Genomic DNA, 23,641 nt, shown 5'->3' with positions numbered 1-23,641 from the left:
TATCTCATTTCATTTTATTGAAAAATATTTAGTCTTCCCGGAGTGATTTTATCGGATTGGCCAATGCAGCGGAAATACTCTGCACACTCACCGTGATAAATGCAATGATTATTGCAGCCAATCCGCCCGCCAGGAACATCCAGGGCCGTATGGCAATCTGGTATTCATAATTATGCAACCACCGATCCATCAGCCAATAGATTACCGGGGTTGCAATGATCAGGGCGAGGCCTACCAGGACAATAAACTGCAATGCGATCCGGACTACGATCTGGGTTGCCGACGCGCCCAGCACTTTACGGATCCCTATTTCTTTGGATTTTTGCTCAACCATAAAAAGAGCCAGTCCAAATAATCCCAGACAAGCGATCAGTATGGCAAGCAGCGTGAACCCGCCGATGATCGTCGAAATTTTGGTATCCTGTTGATACTGGGCTTCCACCAGTTCATCCAAAAAATGCCATTCGAAGGGAGTATCATGGATCACCCCGTTCCATATCTGTGATAGGTCGGAAATCAAATGCCCCTGTACACCGGCATTCAGTGCCAGCATCAGGTAAAGATTCCGGTCTGTAGGCTGATACTGGAAAAGGAGTGGATGGATAGCCTCTTTCAGTGAATTCTGGTTGAAATCTCTTACTACGCCTATGATCTGATATTCCGTCCGCTCGCCCTGATATTCAGATATAAGATGTTGGCCTATGGCGTCAGCAGGATTCAGGTTAAATGCCTTGAGGGACTTTTCATTGATCAATACCTGATGAGAAGTATCTCCCTGAGTGAAATTTCGCCCGGATACAATGGGAATGTCCAGCACAGAAAAATAGTTTTCATCGACCTGGATCAATTTCAGGTTATTTTCGATTTGCGTGGAGGCAGCCGTCAGATTAAAGTCCTGCGCCACAAATTGTCCCGGCAATACCCGCATGCCGGATAAGCCCTTAACCGCGGACAAACGCTGTACCTCTGATTTGATAATGGCCATTTGCTCACGGGCCTCACTGGTCTGAAATGGGATTACGATGCGGTTGTCACGGTTAAAGCCCAGATCCTTGGTTTTGAGAAATTGGATCTGACGGGACATAATGACCGAACCAATTATCAACATCAGTGAAATGGCAAACTGCGCCACCACGAGGCCTTTGCGGAGGTGATCGCTCATCACCCCCTTACGGACCAGCCCTTTTACTCCCTGAGCGGGAGAAACACGTGCCATCATCAACGCCGGATAACTTCCTGAAAGCAGGCCAATCAGGATATAAAACCCAATCAATCCCACTCCAACAAAAGCGACTTTGCTACCGCTCACGTCCAGGTTTTCGCCGGTAAATTCTCCTAGCTCGGGCAAGAGCAGGAATGCGAGTAATACGGCAACTATGAGTGAAATCCCAACGGTGAGAAACGATTCTACAAGGTACTGGCCTGTGATATTTCGTTTCTCCGCACCCAGAAGCTTACGTACGGAAACTTCCTGACTTCTGGCCACTGACCGGGCCGTCACCAGGTTCATGTAATTAATGCTTGCAATCAGTATGATGATAAATGCAATCAACGAAAGGATGCTCAGCAATTTCAAGTTGCCACCTGTATCCAGTTGATTCGCCCGGGTGCTGTAAAGATGGATGTCCCGGACAGCTTGCAAAGTCAGTGTTTTTTCAATACCTGTTTCACGCAATTGATCCCCGCCATGCTTTTGTAAAAACGCCGGGAGCTTGGTTTCCAGCGCTTTAGGATCAGCATGTTGTGTCAGCTGCACATAACCAAATATGAAATTTCCACCGGCCCACTGGTCGTTTTGGCGCACGTATTCCCCGATTCCGCCGCTGTTCATCGACATGTAGAAATGAGCCCGGATGTGGGATTTATAGGTCTTTGGATCAACTACACCGGTCACCTTGAACGGATGGTCTCCAAATCGGTTGATAATCCGGATGGTTTGATTTATGGCTGGATCTTTCCCAAAAAGTTTCTCCTTCACTGGAAGGGTGAGGACGACCGTATAGGGTTCCATCAGTGCCTTTTCCGGATTTCCTTCCACCCAGTCATAACTGAACATGGAGAAAAAAGTACTGTCTACATAATAGCCCTTGGTTTCAAAAAAAGACACATTGTCATGCTTCAGAATATGCTGGGATGTTTCTGGCGGATCGACAACCCGCGTAGCATTCAATACTTCAGGGAAATCAACTTCCAGGGCTGGAATAATAGGCGGAGACACGGTCGCGGTGATCCAGGGAGTACCCGTATTGATCAGTTTGGTCTCAACGCGGTACAGGTCTTTTCCATATTGATGATGCTTATCGTAGTCTGTTTGATTCAATACATACAAAACAATCAATAAAAAGCTGGTAGCACTTAGTACGTAACCACCGATATTGATAAACCCGACGATGCGATTGCGTCTTAAGTTCCGGGTGGCTATTTTGATGTATTTCCAGATCATATACCTTGTCGATTGTTTTTTATAAATCCTTTTATTCCGATCGCAGGCTATCCACCGGATTGGCCAGAGCAGCCCGGATGGCCTGAAACCCAATGGTCACAAAGGCAATCAGAACAGCCACCAGGCCGGTCACTCCAAATACCCACCATTTGATGTCGATGTGATAGACGAAGTTCTGCAGCCAGCGATGCATCAGATACCAGGCAAGCGGACTTGCTATGACCAGTGCGATCAGGACCAGTTTGATAAAGTCGAGTGATAACAATCCCACGATACTCTGAATGGATGCACCCAGAACCTTACGTACTCCGATTTCGCCAATCCGCTCCTGTACAATGTGCGTGATAAGGCCGAAGAGTCCAAGACAAGCCAACAGGATGGCCAGGAGCCCGAATGCTTTACACGTTCGGGACAGGCGCTGATCATTTTCATAAAACTCCTGGATGCTGTCATCAAAAAAACGGCCTTCAAACACTTGTTCCGGATAGACCTGATCGAAGGCTTGCGTTATACCCCGGATCGTACCATTGACATCTCCCGGCTTAATCTTTACGCCAACACTCCAGTAATAATCTTTGAATGTTGAGATCGCCAAAGGCAGCATTTCATTGTAAAGGCTGTGTGTATTAAAGTCTTTGACGACACCGGTGATCTCCGTCCTTTTCCTGCCCAATACAAGACTCTGCCCTATGACTTCTTCCGGATTTTGAATGCCCAATTTATGTACCAGTGTCTCATTAATTACGACCTGGCGAATGGTATCCGAAGGCATGACCCAACGTCCGGCCACCAGCTCCAACCCGAATACTTCTGGATAATCTACATCGCCAAATATCATGGTCACCGGGTACGTCTCATCCTCAGGCCGACTGCCGTACTTAAAATTACTGGACCAGGTATTTCCGGAAAATGGAAGATCACTGCTGTAGGTTACCGCAGCGATATCGGGCTGGGCCAGCAACGTTGACCGCAATGCAGATTGGCGGGACAGCGAGGAACTATCAATCCCAATCGGGAACGTATAGATCAGGTCCTGCTTAAAGCCCAAATCACGGTTGTGGATAAAGTCCAGCTGAAGCAACGTGATCACCGCACCGATGACCAAACCCTGTGCGATCACAAATTGCAAAATAACCAAAGCCTTCCTCAGGGTAATACCGGTATTGGCCTGATTATTACGGCGTCCGTACAGCGCCAGTGCCGGTGAGAAGGATGCCAGTACGATGGAAGGATAAAATCCGGCCAGCAAAGTAACGACCAGAACTAAAAGAGCCAGAAAAACAAAGATCTGTGGATTGGAGAAAAAAGGAAAATCGCTGGGCACATCCGACACATAGCTCAGCAATGGAGCCAGAAAGTGTGCGAGGATTGCTCCCAGGACTGCACCGGCAGAAACAACCAGTGCCGTTTCTCCCATGAATTGTCCGATCAGCTGGCGACGGTCACTACCAAGTGTTTTGCGTACACCCACTTCTCCGGCCCGCAAGGTTGCTCTGGCCGTGGACAGGTTGATAAAATTAAAGCAGGCCATGATCAGAATAAGCAGGCCGATAGCTCCTAAAATCCGCAGCCGGCTTTTCAGCATAACATGGGTTCCGGAATTATTATAGCGTTCATCAAAATGGAGGTCACTCAGCGGTTGAAGCAGATGATGCTGGGATTGCTTGCCATTGCGGTTCTTGTATTCTTCCTTGCCGATATCGGCAAGAATGGTGTTGACCTGATTCACTTCGCCGGGGTCTTTCATCAGGGCATACATCTGATTGTTGGATGCGCAACTGCCCCAGCGCTCATCGAAGAAAAATGCTTCCTTATGGGCAAGCATGGTCTCCCAGCTTACCAGGAAAGGCAAGTTGAAATCACAGTTCGAAGGCATGTCTTTGATGATCCCGGTTACTGTTACTTCCGCTACATTATCCATCATCAAGACCTTACCGACCATCAATGAAGGATCCACATTAAACCGGCGTGCGAAGGATTCGGTGAGGACGATGGATCCGGGCCGTTGAAAGGAAGCTACGTCCGGCTGGGTAAGCCATTGTATCGAAAACATGGTAAAAAAATCCGGTTCAACAAAAAAGGCTGTCTGACCGCGCGGTACATTAAATTTCTTGATCTCCCCGCCATCAGGCTCCTCCATCTTTATGCTTGGCCAAACTTCCTTGACGCGGCTGACACCGGCAAATTGAGGCACCGTGGACTCGATGGCATCCATGGCTGGCGCAGGCACACAGACATTGTGTTCGATGGAGCCATCCAATGTCTGATGTTCCTTTACGATGCGCACCAGGTTATCGTAGTTGGGAAAGGACTTGTTAAAACTCAGTTCATAACTGACAATACGGTAGATAAGTAATACCGAAGCGATCCCGGCGGCCAGGCCAAAGGTATTGATCAGTGCATACGTAGGATGTTTACGCATGTTTCTTATGGCGATCAGGATATAATTTTTAATCATTTATATACATTTTTAGATCTGTCAATTTCAAAATCATACTGAGGTTATCAGACCAACACCGCTTTGATCAATTCCTTTTCATTCACTTCTCAATTTGCCGGCCGGGCTTGTCCGGGCCGTTTTGAATCCTTGAATACTGATTGTAAGCAGGGTGAGTATTACCGCGACCAGTCCCGCCAGAATAAACACCCACCATGAAATGTTGATGCGATAAGCAAAGTCATTGAGCCATTTTCTCATCAGGAAGTAGGCAATGGGAGATGCCACCAGCAGGGAGATCCCAACCATGACCAGAAAGTCACGGGAAAGCAGTCTTAGTATTCCCCAGGTAGATGCCCCCAACACCTTGCGAATGCTGATCTCCTTGGTACGTTGCACAAATGTATAGGAAGCCATACCGAACAAACCGAGGCAGGAAAGGAATATGGCAATCCAGGTGAATGCCGACACCACCCGTGAAGTTTGCATTTCAGATTCGTACATGTTCCGGTAGGTGTCATCCAGAAATTCATAACTGAAGGGACGATGCGACACGTGCTGCCGCCACACATCCCCCATAGCACCAAGTGTATGCTGGATGTCCTGGGTACCCAGCTTGACCAGAATGAATCGGCCTGAGGTACTTGGAAACATCACCAATGGCTGGATGGGCTCATGCAATGATTTAAAATTAAAATCCCTGAAGACCCCTTTTACATTGCACATGCGTCCTTTGAAACGTACGGTTTTACCTACTGCGTCTTCCGCCGACCAGCCGAAATAACCGGCCATTGCCTCATTGATCAGCACCACCCCCTGTAAGGTTGAATCTGCCTCCATACGGCTTTCCAGATCCGACTCATTAGGTGTAAGATCCAACCCGGCAACCAGGGGAATTTCCATCGTTTGCAGAAAATCCTGGTCCGCTGGCATAGCGGTCACCGGAACCACATCGCTGCCATCCGGATTTTTACCAATATCATAACCGCCCCGGATATCCACCGGAGGATCGTAACTCCTGGTGACCGAAAGTATACCGGCATTTTGCTTCCAGCTGGATTTGAGTGCATCGAAGGCTTTGTTGATCTGGCGGTCTGACGGAATCACAACCACCTGATCTTTTTCATAGCCCAGTTTTTTGTTCTGGATGTATTGCATCTGTCCACGAAGGAGCAGTGTGCTGATGATCAGCAGGATAGATATGGCAAACTGGAATACCAGCAACGATTTGCGCAACCACAAACCGGAGGCACTCATCTTGAATTGTCCTTTCAGAACTTTGATCGGCCGGAAGCGGGAGATCACCCAGGCCGGGTAGAAGCCGGCCACCAGCGTAATGGCTGTACCCAGGCCTATCAGACCCACCCATGCTACAGGCTGTGCCATCGGCTCCATGGTCAACGGGCGGTCAAACAGCCGGTTGAATACCGGCAGGATCAGGTAGGCGAGGAAGATACTCAGAACCAGTGCACCGAACGTTAGGAATCCGGATTCGCTGAGGTGCTGCCAGCTCAGGGATGTCTGTCCGGCACCCAGGACTTTCTGCACACCTACTTCCCGGGCTCTTTCCGTACTGGCGGCAGTCGTCAGATTCACATAAATGCTGCAACCAATCAGCAGAAGCAACAGTGCCACTGTCCCCAATACATAGAGATAACGAATGTCACCGTTGGGTTCAAAATTGCCCGCCACGGTAGACCTTAAATGCAGGTCTTTCATGGGTACCAGGTGGAATGTGACGTAATTGCCATCCTCCATACCGGTTTCCGAGGTTTTTGACTGCATGTATTCGGGAATCCGTTTCTCCAGGTCCTGCCAGCGGGCATGCGGGTTAAGCAACAGGTAAGTGGTATAATTGGCATTCCACCAGGTCTCATTTTCCGGTTTAGCCTGTGGCAAAGACATAAATGAACAAACAAAGTCCGGTTTAATGTGGGTATTCGACGGAGGGTCTTTCATGATACCAGTGATGGTAGCATCCCGTGTACCTCCTATGTTCATCGATTTCCCGATGGGATTATCGAACGGAAAATATTTGGCAACCATCCGCTCAGAAAGGACCATCTGATTCGGGCCACTGAGGACTTTATCCGGGTTGCCCTCCACCAATGGAAAACTGAAGAATTTATAAAATGTGGAATCGGCGAAATAGAACCGGGGCTCTTCAAAAAGTTTGTCCCCGTATTTCACCACCTGAGGGTAATCAATAACCCGGACGAAAGACTCCACTTCCGGGAAGTCCTGCTCAAATGCCACACCTGCGCGGGTACCGGTCACATTTGCCTGCGCTGTCTCGCCACCAAAATGATATTCCATATTCATTTTGACGATCTGATCAGCATGTTCATGCATTCCATCGTACGACAACTCATAATTCAGATAGAGCCCGATCAGGACACACGCTGTCAGGCTTATGGTGAGACCAGTCAGCTTAATGGCCGTGTATAATTTATTTTTTGCGAAATGGCGGTAAGCGATTTTGAGGTTTTGCCAGAACATGCTATCTAATTTTAGGAATTGTTGCGTAATGAATCAACCGGATTTCGAAATGCTGCTTTCCAGGTTTGTGTCCCTATCGTCCCTAAGGTTATCACGGTCACGATCAACACTCCGGGGAGAAATACATTAATTCCCCAGGGTATGCGATCCACAAATAATTGGAGCAGTTGAGCCCCCAGTATTATCCCGACCGGAATGGCTATGATCAGAGCAACTCCAATCAGGTAGACATACCCCTTGGAGAGAAATACAATGATTTCTCCGGATGTTGCTCCCAGTAACTTACGTATGCTCACTTCTTTTGCTTTGGTTTCCACATTGTATATAGCCATGCCCATGAGGCCCATGGAGGTTATTATCAATCCCAGGATTGCAAACAGTGCAACAATACGGGTGAGATCCATGAGATTGTTAAAGTTTGACCGGATGGTCTGGTCGTAAAACTCACCGGAAAATTGATTTTGGTCATCCAGTTTTTTCCAGGCACTTCCCAATGCAAGAAGTGTTGCCGGAACATCTTTGCTGTTTATATCCAGCATGAGATATCCTATTCGTCCCGGGTCATAGCGCAGTAACAAAGGTTCCATTTTATAATTGGCCGGCTTGAAAGGGAAATCCCCCACGACACCGAGAATACTTACCATGGTGCTGTCTCCGAGTATCAGTGGTTTGCCGATTGCTTCATGCGGGTCTCCAAGTTCAAACTGCCGGACAAAAGATTCATTAACAATAGCGAAAGCCTCCTTTTGCTGGGCCGGATTGTCCTGGAATGCTTTACCGGCAATCAACGGGAGATGAAAATAGTCCAGATAGGCATCGTCAATGAAATAGTCCCGCACACCCCTTTTTTCCTTATCCGATGCTGTCCGGACATCTTCGGATGCGTCCATCCAGGTGCCCATCGGAATAGAAATTCCGGTATAGGCTCCTACTCCAGGCACCTGATTCAGCGCCAGGGCTGCTTTGCCGTAAGGCTGGTCCTGCAAGTCCACCAGTAAAGTTTGGGGCCGGTCAAAACCGAAATTTACCCGGAGCGCATATTGTACCTGTTTCCAGGAGATGGTCACCAGGATCATAAATAAGAGCGTAAAACTCAACTGGGTGACCAATAAAATTCTTCGCAAGCCCATTCTTTTCATCAACGGGTAGCTTACGGCCCGCTGTAAAATTGCAATGGGTTTTGTTTTGGATAGCGTTAAGGCAGGCAGTAATCCGGCCAGTATACCTACAAGAGTACTGAAAAGAATAAAGAGCAGATAAACCTGTCCATTTTCATGCAAATCCATGTCGAGCAGCTCGGTAATGCTCAACTGGTTAAATGCTCCTTTCACCAATTGCATCAGGCTGTATCCCAAGATCAAAGCGAGCCAGGACATGATGACCGACTCTCCGATAAATTGCCAGAAGACCTGACGCATTGATGCGCCCATTACTTTTCTGACTCCTACTTCCTTTACACGCACCAGTGCCTGTGCAATCGTCAGGTTGGTATAATTGAAGATAGCAGCCAGAACGATGATCAATCCGAGTCCGGATAAAAACCAAACAAGGAAAAGTGGCATGCCCTTACCCATTTGGTTGGAAAGCACCCTGCCGGGAGTTATTTCACTCAGGGGCTGAAGAGAAAACGAATAATTAGCATCCCGGCTTTCCAAACTTAATCCGGCGTAATGAGGCCGGGCGACATCGTTCATTTCTCCCTGGACCTTCTGGAAGTCTGCACCGTCCTCGAGACGGATGTAATTGTAGGTTGAATAATAATCCTTCCAGTTATCCACCCCGGAAACATCACCCTTGCTCTTATTTTCAGTTTCCATGGTTGCCACTGAAGCCAGTGCATCAAAGTCAAGGTGGGACTTTCCCGGCGACGGATATAGAACTCCGGTTATGCGGAAATCCTGGCTATAACCAGGAATTGAAATAATCCTTCCGATAACATTGCGGTCCCCAAATAATTTAAGTGCCATTTTATCCGTAAGCACCAGATTGTACGGGGCGCTTAAGGCCTCTTTTGGATCACCTTCCAGCTTAAATCCAAACATGTTGAAGAACGATGGCGTAGTGAACAACCCGCCAAAATCCAAATGCTTGTTTGGGGTTTGCATCGTTCCCGAAAACCGTGCGATCAGCGGTGTCCAGAGCTCGACCTGGGATAATTGCTCCTGGGCTACATAACCAAACGGGTAGGGTGAAGTGGCATAATCTTCACTGTTACCGTTGATCCGGTGTGCCGATGTTACCACGCGGTAGATGTTCTCTTTACGGGGATGGAAGCGATCGTAGCTGAAAGCATCCTGAATCAGCAGAAGTATAAAGAGGCACACACTCATACTTAGTGCAAGGCCCAGCAGATTAATAGCCGAAAAGGTCTTATGTTTCCACAAGTTTCTCAATGCTATTTTAATGTTGTTAAGCGGTACGGCCATATCTTCTAATTTTGAATGGCTTTGATCGGGCTATACTTTGCCTTTTTAAGCCAATTGAAGGTCCCGGAAAATTGATCTGTCAGGTTCCGGATAGCAGCTTTCAAAGAATTGATCCACATACTATTTTTATTAAGTTCCGCCCCGGATTTACCAGGGTCAGGATTTATGATCATTTATTCACTGCGCAGACTGTCAGCCGGATTTGCCAGCGCCGAACGTATCGTCTGCGTACTTAGAGTTATGACGGCGACGAGCAGCATAACCAGGCCACTCAGCGCAAACAACCAGATGCCTACGGATGTGCGATAGGCATAATTATCCAGCCATCGGTGCATGATCCACCAGGCAAACGGAGCTGCAATGAAAAATGCGATCATGACCAGTTTCAATAAATCACTGGACAGCAAAACCACCAGCTGGCCCACCGATGCACCCAAAACCTTGCGTACTCCGATTTCCTTGACGCGTTGGGTGGTGGTAAACAGTACCAGTCCCAGGAGGCCCAGGCAGCTGATGAAAATGGTCAGGCCGGCACTCCAGTTGAGCAGTTTTGCGATATCCTTTTCTTTCTTGTAAAAAGCAGCAACATCGTCATCAAAAAAAGTATAACTGAATTCCTGGTCGGGATAAACTTCATTGAATACCTTCTGAATGGCATCAATTGTTTTACTCCAGGCGCTGGTAGATTCACCTTGAGAAGGCAGCTTGACGTGGAAAGTGCTGTGGTTTTTTCCAATACTGGCAAATGCCAGTGGACCAATCGCTCGTGCCACCGATTTCGTATTAATATCATTTACAACACCTACAATGGGAATGTTCCTGGTATTCCGTTTAATCGTTTTTCCGATGATATCTTGGGGGTTATCGTAGCCTAAAAAATGACAATAATATTCGTTGATGACGTATTCTTTCAGGGTATCGCTCGGTTGTAAGTTGCGTCCGGCTAACAATCGGATTCCATACAAATTAAAATAGCTGGTGTCAGCATTTTTTACTTCAACCATGGTTTCTATGTCTTTTCCATCCTCTGTAAATTCCATGGAGGTGGTATTGGTGCTATTGCTGGCTGGAGGAGCACCAGCAAGGCTCATCTTTTCAATACCCGGAATGGACCGCAGGCGATCGTTGAGGACGTATTGTTTGTTGTCCGGGTTCATATAATTGTAAGGCGCTCTGAAACTGATGATCGCATCCCGCTGAAAGCCCATATCCTTGTTGAGCGAATACCGGATCTGCTTGCCGACGATAAGGGTGGCAATGATGAAGAACTGGGCAACGACAAACTGAGATACGATTAACGACTTGCGAATCAGGGCACCCCGGTTTGTGGCGGCATCAGAAGCTGTATTTTTTATGGCAATTACGGCCTTCAGACGAGAAAGCACCATCGCCGGGTAGAAGCCTGCCAGCAACCCTACCAGTACAATCAAGCCGGCTACAACCAATAAGACTACCGGATGCTGAGGCAAACTGAAATGCAAACTTTCAGGAATGAAACCTGAAAACATCCGCAGGATGACGGGAGTGATCGATAAAGAAATAATTGCTGCAATTGCCGCCAGGATAAATGTTTCACTGAGAAACTGAACACGCATTTGACCCACTGTACTACCCAGTGTTTTACGCACCCCGATCTCTTTAGCCCGTTGGCTTGCCTGGGCTGTTGTCAGATTGATAAAATTAATGCATCCCAATAGCAAGAGGAATGCTGCAACGACCAATAAGCCATAGAGTGTCGGTTTATGACCATGGGGTGATGACAGGCTATCGTAGTCCGCATTGAAATGAATGTCACTTACCGGCTGCAGCGTGTATTCGGTCGGAACATCATTTTCTGAGGCATGTTGCTTTCTTAATTCAGCCAATTGCTCGTTGATGCGGACTGGATTGACACCGGGCTCAAGCAGGACGAAAAATTGAGAAGATGAGGAGACACTACCCCATTCATCGCCACTTTGATTTTTTTCCCAGTCATCAAGAAACGTAGGAAGTGAAATAAATTCAGAAAAATTAAAGCCTGATACTTCATTTAGATCTTCCACAATGCCGGTAACTACAGCCTGGATTGAATCGTTGTAAATGATGGTTCTTCCAACTGCGCGGGTTATGTCCTGATAAGGGAAATAAGCCCGGGCTCGGCTTTCAGTTAGGACCACCTGATTGGGTTTGTTCAGGGCATCACCCGGATCACCGGAAATCCAGCTGTAAGGGATCATCTGGAAAAACCCTGCATCGGCATACAGGATATTTTTTTGCTTTTTGAAGGTTTCAGATTTATCATTGCCATTAGAAATTTTCACATCCATCTGGTAATTCATCCAAAACGCGGTTGAATTTTCGATACCCGGTATCGACTCTTCGACAGCCGTATGAAGTGGCCCTGGTGCCCCCCCGTTATGAATCAACATATCAGGAAAATGTAAGGTCGTGACCACCCGGTATATGCGATCCTTATTCTTTAAAAAATCTTCGTAACTGAATTCATACTGGACGATTAAAAAAATAACCAGTGAAGCACTGATTCCGATGGCCAGTCCCGCAATATTAATTAAGGTAAATACCTTATTGCGCATGAAACTCCGCAGTGCTACCGATAAATAATTTTTGAACATAATCCTGAATTCAATTAATTAAAATCATTTATGCCTATTCATTCTTTATGCTTCCTACCGGATTGGTTAATGCTGCTTTTACCGCCTGATAACCGACTGTCACGACAGCAATCAAAACAGAGAGCAAACCGGTCATTGCAAATACTTCCCAGCGTATAGGGGTATGGTAGGGATAACTTTGCAGCCAGTGATGCATGGCCCACCAGGCCAGTGGAGCCGCTATGGCAAAGGAGACCAAAACCAGTTTTAGAAAATCCTTGGTCAATAAAGAGGTCAAACCGGTCACCGTAGCTCCAAGTACTTTTCGGATACCTATTTCTTTGATCCGGCTCTCCGCCATATAAGTTGCCAGTCCAAACAATCCCAGGCACGAGATCAAAATGGCCAGTGCGGAAAATAATCCGGCCAGTGTGCCGGTGCGCCTTTCATTGGCGAATTTCTGCGCGTATTCCTCATCCACAAATTGATAATTAAAGGGATATTCCGGATTGTATTTTTTAAATATGGCTTCGGCCGTTTTCAAATTATCTGCTGTGGAATGATCGTGACTCAGTTTGATCATCAGGGTCTCAAACCAGGAATTTGCCCCGTAAATGAGCATGGGTTGGGTCGGCAGGTAAGGGGAGGTCAGAATAAAGTCCTTGATCACGCCCACGATATGCCATTCCTGACCGTTATCCTTCACGATTTGTCCGATCGGATTATCGAAACCCATCACCTTAAGTGAGGTCTCATTGATGATCATGGCAGTAGAGTCGGTAGGATATTGGGACAAATCAAAATCCCGTCCCTGGACGAACGTCAGACCAACTGTTTCACCCAGATCTTCTTCCTCATTGTACCGGTAAAAGTCGGTTTTATCATTGGGGTCTTTTCCTTCCCATTCCTGGCCCCAACCATCGCTCCAGCTCTGGGTAATAGGAGCACTGGTCACAGCTACCGAGGTAGCGGTACCACTTGATAGCAATTCACTTTTTATCAACCGGTAATTCTTGCTGATATCTCCCGTAAATGGGTGGTAGATCAAATTGTTCTTGTTGTATCCGGTCTCCCGTTGTTGGGCATAATTGATTTGCTGCCGGACAATGATGGTGCAGATCATCAGGACGATGCCAAAAGTAAACTGCAAAACGACCAGTACCTTTCGCGGAGTCACCAGCGTGTTCACCTTATTCATGGCACCTTTCAAAGCCTTCAATGGCTGAAAAGAGGACAAGAAAAAGGCGGGATAGCTGCCCGCCAACATGCCGGTAAGCAGGATGAATCCCAAAAACAGCATCCAGAAATAGGGATTGGTAAAATCGATTTGCAGGGATTTACCCGTTAGCCGGTTGAATGCGGGTAAGCTAACCGAAACCAGCACGAGGGCCAGGACACCTGCAATAAATGCCATCAGAACCGACTCACCGATAAACTGACTGACCAATCCTTTTCTCCGGGCACCTACCACCTTGCGGATGCCAACTTCCTTCGCCCGACGTTCACTCCGGGCAGTGCTCAGATTCATAAAATTAATACAGGCAATCAACAGGATGAACAGCGCGATGACACCGAACCATCTGACGTAGGCAATGCGTCCTCCCCCATCTTCTATTCCATCGGTAAAACTGGAGTATAAACGCCATTTGGCCATGGGGTAAAGAAACATTTCCCAGGTCGGATCCTCTGGGTCGTATTTCGGCTTTAGTGCTTTCATCTTTTCATTTGCTGAAACGATGGATGCATTGGGTCTTAACATCACGTACGTGCGGGTACTGTTGTTCCCCCAGTAACTATCATCATCACCGAGGGAGCGCTTGTACGACCAAGGCACCAGATATTTAAAACTAAACAGCGTATTATTAGGCAATTCTTCCAGGATACCCGTAACCTTAAAGTCCTGATCGTTGTCGATTTTGATGATTTGCCCCATGGGGTCCTCATCACCAAATAGCGTTTTACTGAAAGACCTGGTCAGCACGATGGAATTATGCTCCTTGAGAACCGTTTCCGGCTCGCCCCTCAACAGCGGAAATGTGAACATCTGCAGAAAATTGGAATCGACTACATTACCTTTTTCGGTGATTCGCTTGTCGCCAACGCTAAACAGGAAGTGGCTGCTCCAGTCAACCCTTGCAGCCTGCTCAACCTCCGGTAAATCTTTCTCTACCGTTCTAGCCAATATTTTTGGTGTGGTATTCCAGCACTGCAATTTGCCACTGAAATTTGCGCGATTCCACGCCTCATAGATCCGATCCCCGTTTTCATGGAAGTTTTCATACGTCACTTCACTGGAAATCCACATCAGGATCAACATGCTACTGCCCATACCTATAGCCAGACCCATAATATTGATGAAGGAAAATCCCTTACTGCGAATAATGTTCCTCCAGGCTATTTTTAAAAATGACTGCAACATGAATTATTTCTTTTTGATTTTGGTATTCGTGTAATTCACACCGATTATCCAGCTCCTATCGCTTATCCCGATTTTTGATCTTTATTTTTCAGGGTTGATGCGCCTCCTCATACATTCATGTGGCAAGGGCATCCCGGAAAGTGTTTAATTATTCACTTTTAATGCTCTTCACCGGATTGGCGAGTGCAGCTTTCAGGCTTTGGAAACTGACAGTGAGCAGAGCGATGCTCAGGGCAATGATACCCGCCAACGCAAATACCCACCAGGAAATAGCTACCCGGTAAGCAAAATCCGACAACCATTTATTCATGGCGTACCAGGCAATCGGCGTCGCTATGCACAGTGCGATCAATACCAGGATCAAAAATTCTTTATTCAACATCCGCACGATGGATTCTGTCGTTGCACCCAAAACCTTACGGATACCGATCTCTTTACGACGTAATTCGGTAACAAAGTGTGTGAGGCCAAACAGGCCAAGACAAGAAACCAGGATGGCCAGAAATGCAAAGATCAGAGCGATCTTACCGATCCGTTGTTCGGATTCGTACATCCGGCTGAATGACTCATCCATAAACCGGTACGAGAATGGTTGCGAAGGTGCCATCTCCTTCCACATCCCTTCGATTGACTGGATCAGGTTCTTACTGTCCTTCGCCTGATAGCGTACGGAAACCAATCCCCGTGAAGGCTCCAAAAACATACTTAAGGCGCCGACCTTGTCATGCAAACTTTGCCAGTTAAAATCCTTTACTACCCCGATAATGGTGTATTCTGTAAAGTCTTCCGGCTTGGGCGGGCCGGACAACTGACCGGTTATGCCATAGAGCTTCTGACCAAGAGGATCAGGGAAATTGAGGATTTTGGCTGCCGCTTCATTGATAACCACTCCAAAGCTATCGGTCGGAAATTTTGGGTCAAAGAAACGACCTTCAGCCATCCTGAGATCCAGCGTTTTGGCATAATCGAAATCCACATTCCACTCTTGCATATTGATGGACTGGTCCTGTCTGAATTCCCGTGTTTTGGTGTAGGTACTGTTGCTGTAGCTTGAGGGCACCGGAAGATAGCTGCTGATGGTGGCACTGCTCACCTCCGGCTGGCTCAGGATACGGTTCTTAAAGGATTGGATCTGGTCCCCAAGGGCGTACGTGTTGTTGATAATCAGGATTTGTTCTCTATCAAATCCCAGATCCTTGTTCTGAATGTAGTTCAGTTGCCGGTAGATGAGGATGGATCCCACGATAAGCACGATGGCGATCATAAACTGAAAGACCACCAGGACGCTGCGTAAATTAATCCGGCCTGCAGATTTTAATTTCTGACCCTTCAAAGAACGGATGGGGTCAAAACTTGCCAGGACCATGGCAGGATAACCCCCTGCTAAGAATCCGGTTATCAATATTCCGCCAATCAGACAGGCCCAGAAAACCGGACTGGTCCACGGCATGGTAATTTGCCTGGCCGTGAGCGTATTAAATGCGGGCAGTGCCAGTAATGCAATAATCACTGCCACTACCACTGCCAAAAAAGACATTAAAAAAGACTCACTGAGGAACTGGGAAAACAAGTTCTGCTTACTGCTACCCATGACCTTACGAACACCTATTTCCATACTTCGCTGAGAAGATTTGGCGCTGGTCAGGTTCATGAAATTAATGCAGGCGATCAACAATATAAATATGGCAATCGCACCAAAAATATAGATGTAGCGAATATTCCCTCCAGGGGATAATTCTCCACCTAATTTTGAATACAGATGGATGTCAGCCACCTTGTCCAGATCCATACGGGCATATTGACCGGTAGCTTCAAACTCCTGAAGTGTCATTCCAAGTAATTGCCTGGCTGTAATGCTGATCTTTTCTCTGGATAGATTCAGGAATTTTTGTTTGAATTCATCATAATCCACACCTTTTCGCAATAAGAAATAGGTATAAAAATTATTGCTCGTTGCCCATAATGGAGACTCCTTCTTGATTTCTTCATTTCCAGCTAAACTAAGCAGCATATCTGCCTGGAAATGGGTGGTCGGTGGTATGTCCGCATAAACTCCGTTTACTTTCCAGATCTTTTCATTATCCAGTAATAAATTATTACCCAGGGCTGCTTCCGGTGTTCCAAAATATTTTTTGGCCGCGGACGCGGAGAGGATTAACGTATTGGGTTCGTTCAGTGCACTACCGGCATCACCGGCCAGCATCTTCAATGAAAATAAATTGATGAATGCGTTATCCACACTCATCACCTGCCTTTCCAGATTATTTTGCTGATTGGTCTGATCTACTTTGACCAGGTAGCCTCCATACGTACGAACTCTGGACCACGATTCGATTTCCGGCAGTTGCGCTGCAGCGTCCGGGCCAACAATGCTACCCACAAAAGGGTACGCATCTTCGTTTCCTCCAAAATTAATTTCAGCATGAGGTCGGACGATCCGGTCGATATTCGGGATCCAGCGGTCAAAGCTCAGCTCGTAAGCAATAAAGAGTAAAATAAGCAGGCAGGATGCCACTCCAATACTTAAACCGGCTATGTTGGTGAAACTGAATAGCCGGTTCTTTTTAAGCTGGCGAAATGCGATCTTAAAATAATTAAAGAACATATAATTTCATTTTATCAGGTTCGAATACTATCTGTTTATTCGCTCATCGTTTCGTACAAATCCGTCTTCAATAAAAATAATTCGGGTACCGTATTGCGCATACTTTTCGGAGTGGGTAACCTGAATGATGGTCATCCCTTCCTCGTGTAACTGTTTGAACAGGTCCATAATGATCTCACCTTGCGAAGAATGCAAATTACCGGTCGGCTCATCGGCCAGGAGTAATTTCGGCTTGGCGGCGATGGCTCGCGCTACACCTACGATTTGTTGCTGACCACCGGACAGCTGACTCGGGAACAAGTCTTTTTTTGCCACCATATTAAACCGGTCCAATAATTCAGCAATAATGGATTGCCTTTCATTCTTTTTTACTTTCCGGTATAATAACGGGGTCTCTATATTCTCGTATACGGTCAGGTCATCGATCAAATGGTAAGCCTGAAAAACAAATCCCATGTACTGTTTGTGCAATTCATTGCGATGCCTTTCTCTCATTTGAAATACCGGCTCATCGAGAAATAAATATTCCCCTTTATTCGGCTGATCCAGCATCCCGATGATATTCAGCAAGGTGCTTTTACCAGCTCCGCTGGGACCCATTATGGTTACAAATTCACCCTGGTTAATGGTCAGGTCCACCTGCCGTAAAACCCACGTTTTCTGCAGGCCGGTGGTGTAAAGGCGTTCAATGTTAGATAGTTGGATCATAGGCTTGGAGGCATAGTGCATGGAGCATGGAGCATGGAGCTTCAAACCCACATTGTAATGCAATTATTTTATGGTATTCTTTATTGGTCATTTTCATAAGTACTTAGTATAGAATATGGGACCTTGAGATAGTCCCCCTTTGGTTGACTAGGTATTATAAGATTCAATTGCTTTTATTTTGCTTTTATCAAAGCGTTTGAATATGATTGAATCCTTCTGCTCAATATTTCAATCCGGGTAAATAACTCATCCTTGGATTCATTAGATACCAGGGATTCGTTAACCAGAATGACAAGTATATTAGCAGCTTCAAAGCATTCCCGTTTGGCATAACGAAGCAACTGTTGTTGTTCTTTGATCATTGAAGTACCAGTACTCTCCGCTATATTATTGGGAATACCAATACCACAACCTCGCAGTTGATCCGCGAATCTGAATAATTTTTGCTCTTCAAGATTTCGGGCTATCCTGAATAAATCTGAGGCAATAGATATGGCTTCCCTCCAAATTTCAAGATCTTCGAATCTGAATTTTGCCACGGTTATTTTTATTCAATTTTGCCTCACAATTATACAGTCCGTCACACGCATTCCTTGCTTACACCTTCATGCTCTCTACTCCATCCTCCATGCCCCTTGCTCCATGCTCCATGCTCTCTGCCTACAAATATTGCTTCACCACATTTTCCGTAACGACCTGGCCGTCCAGCATACGGATGATGCGGTTGCCGAATTCGGCGCAGTACTGGGAGTGCGTAACCATCAGGATGGTGGTTCCGGTCGCATTCAGGTCGGCAAGGATCTTCATGACCTCATCCCCGTTGGCAGAGTCCAGGTTACCGGTAGGTTCGTCGGCAAGGATCAGCTTGGGTTTGTTGACGATGGCCCGAGCCACGGCTACCCGCTGCTGCTGCCCCCCGGAAAGCTGTTGGGGAAAATGGTTGCGGCGGTGCATGATGTTCATACCTTCCAGCAATTCTTCCACTCTTTTCTTACGTTCGGCAGAAGGCACTTTGGTATAGAGCATCGGGAGCTCCACATTTTCATACACGGTCAGTTCGTCTATCAGGTTAAAGCTCTGAAACACAAAACCCAGGTTGTGTTTACGTACGTTGGAACGTTTCCGCTCGGAGAGATGGCCAACCTCTTCTCCATTGAACAAGTACTCTCCGGTAGTTGGGTTGTCAATCATCCCCAATACGTTGAGTAAGGTTGATTTACCGCATCCCGAGGGTCCCATAACGCTGACAAACTCGCCTTCTTTGATGTCAATATTGACACCGTTCAAAGCGGTTGTCTCGACCTCGTCGGTCCGGTACACTTTAGTCAGATTTACTGTTTTGATCATATCGATATGATTTAAGCTTAAATTATTTCAATACCAGTTCGTCTTTGTCTCCGAAATTCTCATAGCTGGAGACGATGACCACATCACCTTCATTCAAACCGCTGGTTACCTCATAATAATTAGGGTTTTGACGGTTGAGGCGGATGGTGCGTTTGCGGGCATTACCGGTAGCCGGGTCGATGACGTACACCCAGTTGCCACCGGTCGTCTGATAAAATCCTCCACGAGCGATCAACATGACACGCTCTTCGGCACTGAGTTCCAGTTTCACAGAAACCGACTGACCTCTTTTGATCCCGGTCGGGGTCTCATCAGTGAATACCATATCTACCAGGAAGGCACCATTGGTAACCTGGGGATAGATCTTGGCGATGCGCAGATTGTACCATTTCCCGGCAAACTGAAAGGAGCCTTCCTGATTCAGGAATACCCGGGAGATGTAGTATTCATCCACACGTACCTGAATTTTGAAATTTTCCAGGTTGTCGAGGGTTGCAATGTTTTCACCCTCCGTGACCAATTCACCGATCTCCAGATTCAATCCGGAAAGCTGACCATCGATGGGCGCCTTGATCACCAGATTCTCCAGGCTCTGGCGGGTAATCTCCAGGTTTCGCTGCATAAGGTCCAGAGAGGATTCCATCTGTGATTGTTGCAGGGCCTGGTAAGCACTGTCCTTTGCGATGGTTTTTTTCAACAGATCGTTGCGGCGCAGGAGGTTCTCATATTCGTCTTCCATTTCCTCGAGATCTACTTTGGCGATCACATTGTTCGCATAGAGTTGTTTGTTGCGTTCAAGCCTTTTGCTGGTCAGATCGATCTGGTACACGACATTAAGCGCCTGTTCCTTAAGGTTCAGGCTCTGCTGTTCCATCAGGAGTGAGGTGTTCCGGATCTGGTTGATCTGCGAAATGATGTTAGCCTCCTGATTCAGAAAGTTGGACATCAGGTCCGGATTGGAAAGCCGGAGGATCATTTGTCCTTTCTTAACCATTGCACCATCTTCGACAAGTCGCTCTTCCACCTTCCCGCCTTCCACAGCATCCAGGTAAATGGTCTTGATCGGTTCTACGACCCCGGTAACGGGAATATACTCCTGGAACACATCGGTTTTGATGGTGTCCAATAGCAGGCGCTCCGATTGTACATTCAGTTTTGAAGTGCCGGCTGACTTCACCATAGTGGAGATCAAATACGCGGCAATTCCAACGACGGCGACGATGATTGCTATGCGTTGCCATGTCCAGGTCTTCTTTTCTATCTTACGGTCCATTCAGTGTTCTTTAAACCTTTTCTTCTTACTTATTATATAATAAAGCCATGCCAAACTTTTATATATTTGGATATCATTCATTTACAGATTAAATATTTTATAATATATAATTTTCTGTGCGAAAATGAACGATCGCATGTTCGATATCGGACAACCAGATCACGCAAAAGGTTACATTTTCTCAAAAATTGCAACGATTCCGTTGAGTCCAACGTCTACTTTAAGGAAATGAAATCCGATATCATACTTCGATGACTAAAACCTGACCCGATGTTCCTTCGTCCCAAAGCATTTAAACTGGCTTTAATAACACTGTTGTGGCTCATCGCCGGATGTTTGATCACCCTGCACGAATACCTCTTCCTCACCAATTATCCAGGGGTACTCGATACAACTCCGATGTCCAACTACCAATTCAGCAAGAATCTGATGGCGGCATCCATTGCTCTTGGCTGTGGGGGACTTTTACTGGGAGTTCTTGAATTATTCCTCTTCAGGTCCATCGTAGCACGGACAAAGTTCTGGATGGGTTTGATCCTGAAGATGATCCTTTATAGCGGTGTTCTATTCATTATCATCACCGGTACCTCCTGGTTATTTAATACGGTACTTTCCGGAGACGGTTTGTTTACTGCCGATGGCTGGCAGAAAACGATGCATTTCATTACTTCCACCTCCTTCTGGCATCCGGTGACTCCTTTTTTAGTGTTGGCACTGATATCCATATTCTTCATACAATTGACCGAACGATTCAGCATCCAGGAATTGCTCCGGCTGATCTCGGGCAAATATTTCCATCCGAAGGAAGAACCCAGGATCTTTATGTTTCTTGATTTGAATGGCTCAACCACGCTGGCTGAAAACCTGGGCAATGCACGTTTCTACCAGTTGCTGAACGATTTCTTTCACGACCTGGCAACCGCTATCGAGACCAACCGCGGAGAAGTCGTCGAATACGTGGGGGATGAAATTGTGGTTTGCTGGAAAATGTCTGACGGGCTAAACCAGTCCAGATGTCTGAAATGCTTTTTTGACATCGAGAATGAAATTCAAGGTAAAAGAGGTGTATACCTGGAGAAGTTCGGGGTGGTGCCGGCATTCAAGGCAGCCGTTCATTGCGGGCTGGTGATCATCGGGGAGATGGGTAAGATCAAAAAAAGCATTAAATATTCCGGCGATGTGCTGAATACAACCTCAAGGGTTGAGCAGATGTGCAACCGGATCGAAGCCAAGCTGGCCGCCACCGGTCCACTGATCATGCAGCTTGAATCGACTCCTTATCCTGCCGAACGCGTGGGCGACCTGGAACTACGGGGTAAAGCAGAGACTGTACCGGTGTACCGGATTGCATAGGCCCCCTCGGGCTTCTGCATAAGTTATTCACAAAAAATCAGCTACCCTTTGCAACGTTTTGGGACATTGCTACGTCTTAGCAATAGTGTTCGATTTCGGACAGATTGCCGTATATTTAACCAACCAGGATCCAATTGTGAACCAAACACGCATGAAAATCGCTTCTCAGCTGGAGAGTACCGTTCTCATCGTGGATGACGAGGAAGACATCCTCCTCACCCTGAAAATGTTGCTTAAATCCAGGGTCAGTCATCTCTATACGGAGTCGAATCCCTACCATTTACCCCGGTTATTGCGTCAGTACGAGCCCGATCTTGTGTTGCTAGACCTCAACTTCAACAAGGGGGCGATCAAAGGAGAAGAAGGCTTGCACTGGTTGGGCAAGATCAAGGAGATACGTCCCCAAACCCAGGTCATCGTCATCACCGCGCACGGGGATATTGAAATAGCGGTTAATGCCCTAAAAATCGGTGCCATCGATTTTTTAGAGAAGCCCTGGCGAAATGAAAAACTGCTTTCGGCTGTTGAGTCGGCGCTCTCGATCAGTTTATCCAAACGGGAGATCAAACAACTCCAGCAAACACGTCAGGTCCTCACCGAACAGTTGTATCAGCAGTCCGGCGAGATCATCGGACAGTCACCGGCCATGCAGGAGGTCTTCCGTACCGTTGATAAGGTAGCTACCACCGATGCCAATGTGCTGATACTGGGCGAAAACGGAACCGGTAAGGAGATGGTCGCCCGTGCCATTCATCGCGCTTCCTCACGACACAATGAAGTATTTATCAATGTGGATCTGGGATCTATTCCGGAAGCTTTACTTGAAAGCGAATTATTCGGACATAAGAAGGGAGCCTTTACCGATGCCCGGGAAGACCGCATTGGCCGTTTTCAATCGGCTCATCAGGGCACGCTCTTCCTGGATGAAATCGGCAACCTGTCACTGGCCTCTCAAAGTAAGCTGCTCTCCGCCATCCAGAATAAAGCAGTTACGCCGGTAGGATCCAATCAACCTGTTCCCGTCGATATCCGGTTGATCAGTGCCACCAACATGCCACTGCACGAGATGGTCCAGCAAAAAGCTTTCCGGCAGGATTTACTCTATCGCATCAACACCGTGGCCATCCAGCTCCCACCCCTGAGAGAGCGCATTGGTGATATCCCCATCCTGGCCAGTGTTTTCCTTGAGCAAAATGCCAGGAAATATCAAAAACCTGAATTGGCCTTTGCTCCGGAAGCCATCCATAAACTCGAATTGCACGACTGGCCCGGCAATGTCCGGGAATTGCGGCATGTCATCGAACGGGCGGTGATCCTGGCTGACTCCAATACGTTGCGTGCGGAAGACATCCTGTTACAAAAAGAAGGGATCTATACCACCACCGATGAAGACCAATCCTTAAATTTGGACCATATGGAGCGTCAGTATGTCTTAAAAGCATTGCATTTGCATAAAGGCAACATCACCCGGGCAGCCGAAGACCTGGGGCTCACAAGAGCTGCTTTATATCGTCGTCTGGAAAAATTCGGATTGTCCTAA

13 protein-coding genes are annotated in these 23,641 nt (G+C 47.0%); 2 read left to right on the top strand and 11 right to left on the bottom strand.

The genetic code is table 11. The features are described 5' to 3' along the window. Positions 1-28: 28 nt before the first annotated feature. The 11 genes from H6570_03745 to H6570_03695 all read right to left on the bottom strand — a co-directional run bounded on the left by H6570_03745 (position 29) and on the right by H6570_03695 (position 20,748). Complete coding sequence (locus H6570_03745; protein ID MCB9318369.1) at positions 29-2,443, bottom strand: ABC transporter permease; 2,415 nt, start codon at positions 2,441-2,443, stop codon at positions 29-31. 31 nt (positions 2,444-2,474) lie between these two features. Further along, positions 2,475-4,901 carry an ABC transporter permease gene (locus tag H6570_03740; protein MCB9318368.1) on the bottom strand — a complete coding sequence of 809 codons (2,427 nt, stop codon included), beginning with the start codon at positions 4,899-4,901 and terminating at the stop codon, positions 2,475-2,477. Positions 4,902-4,979: 78 nt separating this feature from the next. Beyond that, complete coding sequence (locus H6570_03735) at positions 4,980-7,379, bottom strand: ABC transporter permease (GenBank protein ID MCB9318367.1); 2,400 nt, start codon at positions 7,377-7,379, stop codon at positions 4,980-4,982. Between the two features lie 11 nt (positions 7,380-7,390). Then, positions 7,391-9,805 carry an ABC transporter permease gene (locus H6570_03730; GenBank protein ID MCB9318366.1) on the bottom strand — a complete coding sequence of 805 codons (2,415 nt, stop codon included), beginning with the start codon at positions 9,803-9,805 and terminating at the stop codon, positions 7,391-7,393. Between the two features lie 173 nt (positions 9,806-9,978). Beyond that, positions 9,979-12,417 carry an ABC transporter permease gene (locus tag H6570_03725; GenBank protein MCB9318365.1) on the bottom strand — a complete coding sequence of 813 codons (2,439 nt, stop codon included), beginning with the start codon at positions 12,415-12,417 and terminating at the stop codon, positions 9,979-9,981. 34 nt (positions 12,418-12,451) lie between these two features. Further along, positions 12,452-14,815 carry an ABC transporter permease gene (locus H6570_03720; GenBank protein MCB9318364.1) on the bottom strand — a complete coding sequence of 788 codons (2,364 nt, stop codon included), beginning with the start codon at positions 14,813-14,815 and terminating at the stop codon, positions 12,452-12,454. Between the two features lie 148 nt (positions 14,816-14,963). After that, complete coding sequence (locus H6570_03715; GenBank protein MCB9318363.1) at positions 14,964-17,420, bottom strand: ABC transporter permease; 2,457 nt, start codon at positions 17,418-17,420, stop codon at positions 14,964-14,966. Positions 17,421-17,447: 27 nt separating this feature from the next. Then, positions 17,448-18,128: an ABC transporter ATP-binding protein gene (locus tag H6570_03710; protein ID MCB9318362.1), complete on the bottom strand. Its 681-nt coding sequence runs from the start codon at positions 18,126-18,128 to the stop codon at positions 17,448-17,450. Between the two features lie 173 nt (positions 18,129-18,301). Further along, positions 18,302-18,667: a four helix bundle protein gene (locus H6570_03705; GenBank protein ID MCB9318361.1), complete on the bottom strand. Its 366-nt coding sequence runs from the start codon at positions 18,665-18,667 to the stop codon at positions 18,302-18,304. 121 nt (positions 18,668-18,788) lie between these two features. After that, positions 18,789-19,475: an ABC transporter ATP-binding protein gene (locus H6570_03700; GenBank protein MCB9318360.1), complete on the bottom strand. Its 687-nt coding sequence runs from the start codon at positions 19,473-19,475 to the stop codon at positions 18,789-18,791. A 22-nt stretch (positions 19,476-19,497) separates the two neighbouring features. After that, on the bottom strand, positions 19,498-20,748 hold the full coding sequence (locus tag H6570_03695) for an efflux RND transporter periplasmic adaptor subunit (protein MCB9318359.1): 1,251 nt from the start codon (positions 20,746-20,748) through the stop codon (positions 19,498-19,500). A gap of 270 nt (positions 20,749-21,018) precedes the next feature. Here H6570_03695 and H6570_03690 point away from each other — a divergent pair, with 270 nt between their 5' ends. Beyond that, the gene (locus H6570_03690) at positions 21,019-22,101 is read left to right on the top strand and encodes an adenylate/guanylate cyclase domain-containing protein (protein MCB9318358.1); all 1,083 of its coding nucleotides are present in this window, start codon (positions 21,019-21,021) and stop codon (positions 22,099-22,101) included. Between the two features lie 151 nt (positions 22,102-22,252). Next, a complete protein-coding gene (locus H6570_03685) occupies positions 22,253-23,641 on the top strand; it encodes a sigma-54-dependent Fis family transcriptional regulator (protein ID MCB9318357.1) in 1,389 nt (462 codons plus the stop codon).

The organism is Lewinellaceae bacterium (genome assembly GCA_020636135.1).
In the GTDB taxonomy this organism is placed as follows: Bacteria; Bacteroidota; Bacteroidia; order Chitinophagales; family Saprospiraceae; genus JAGQXC01.
Note: the sequence above shows the minus strand (reverse complement) of the source record. Positions and strands in the feature narration are given on the sequence as shown.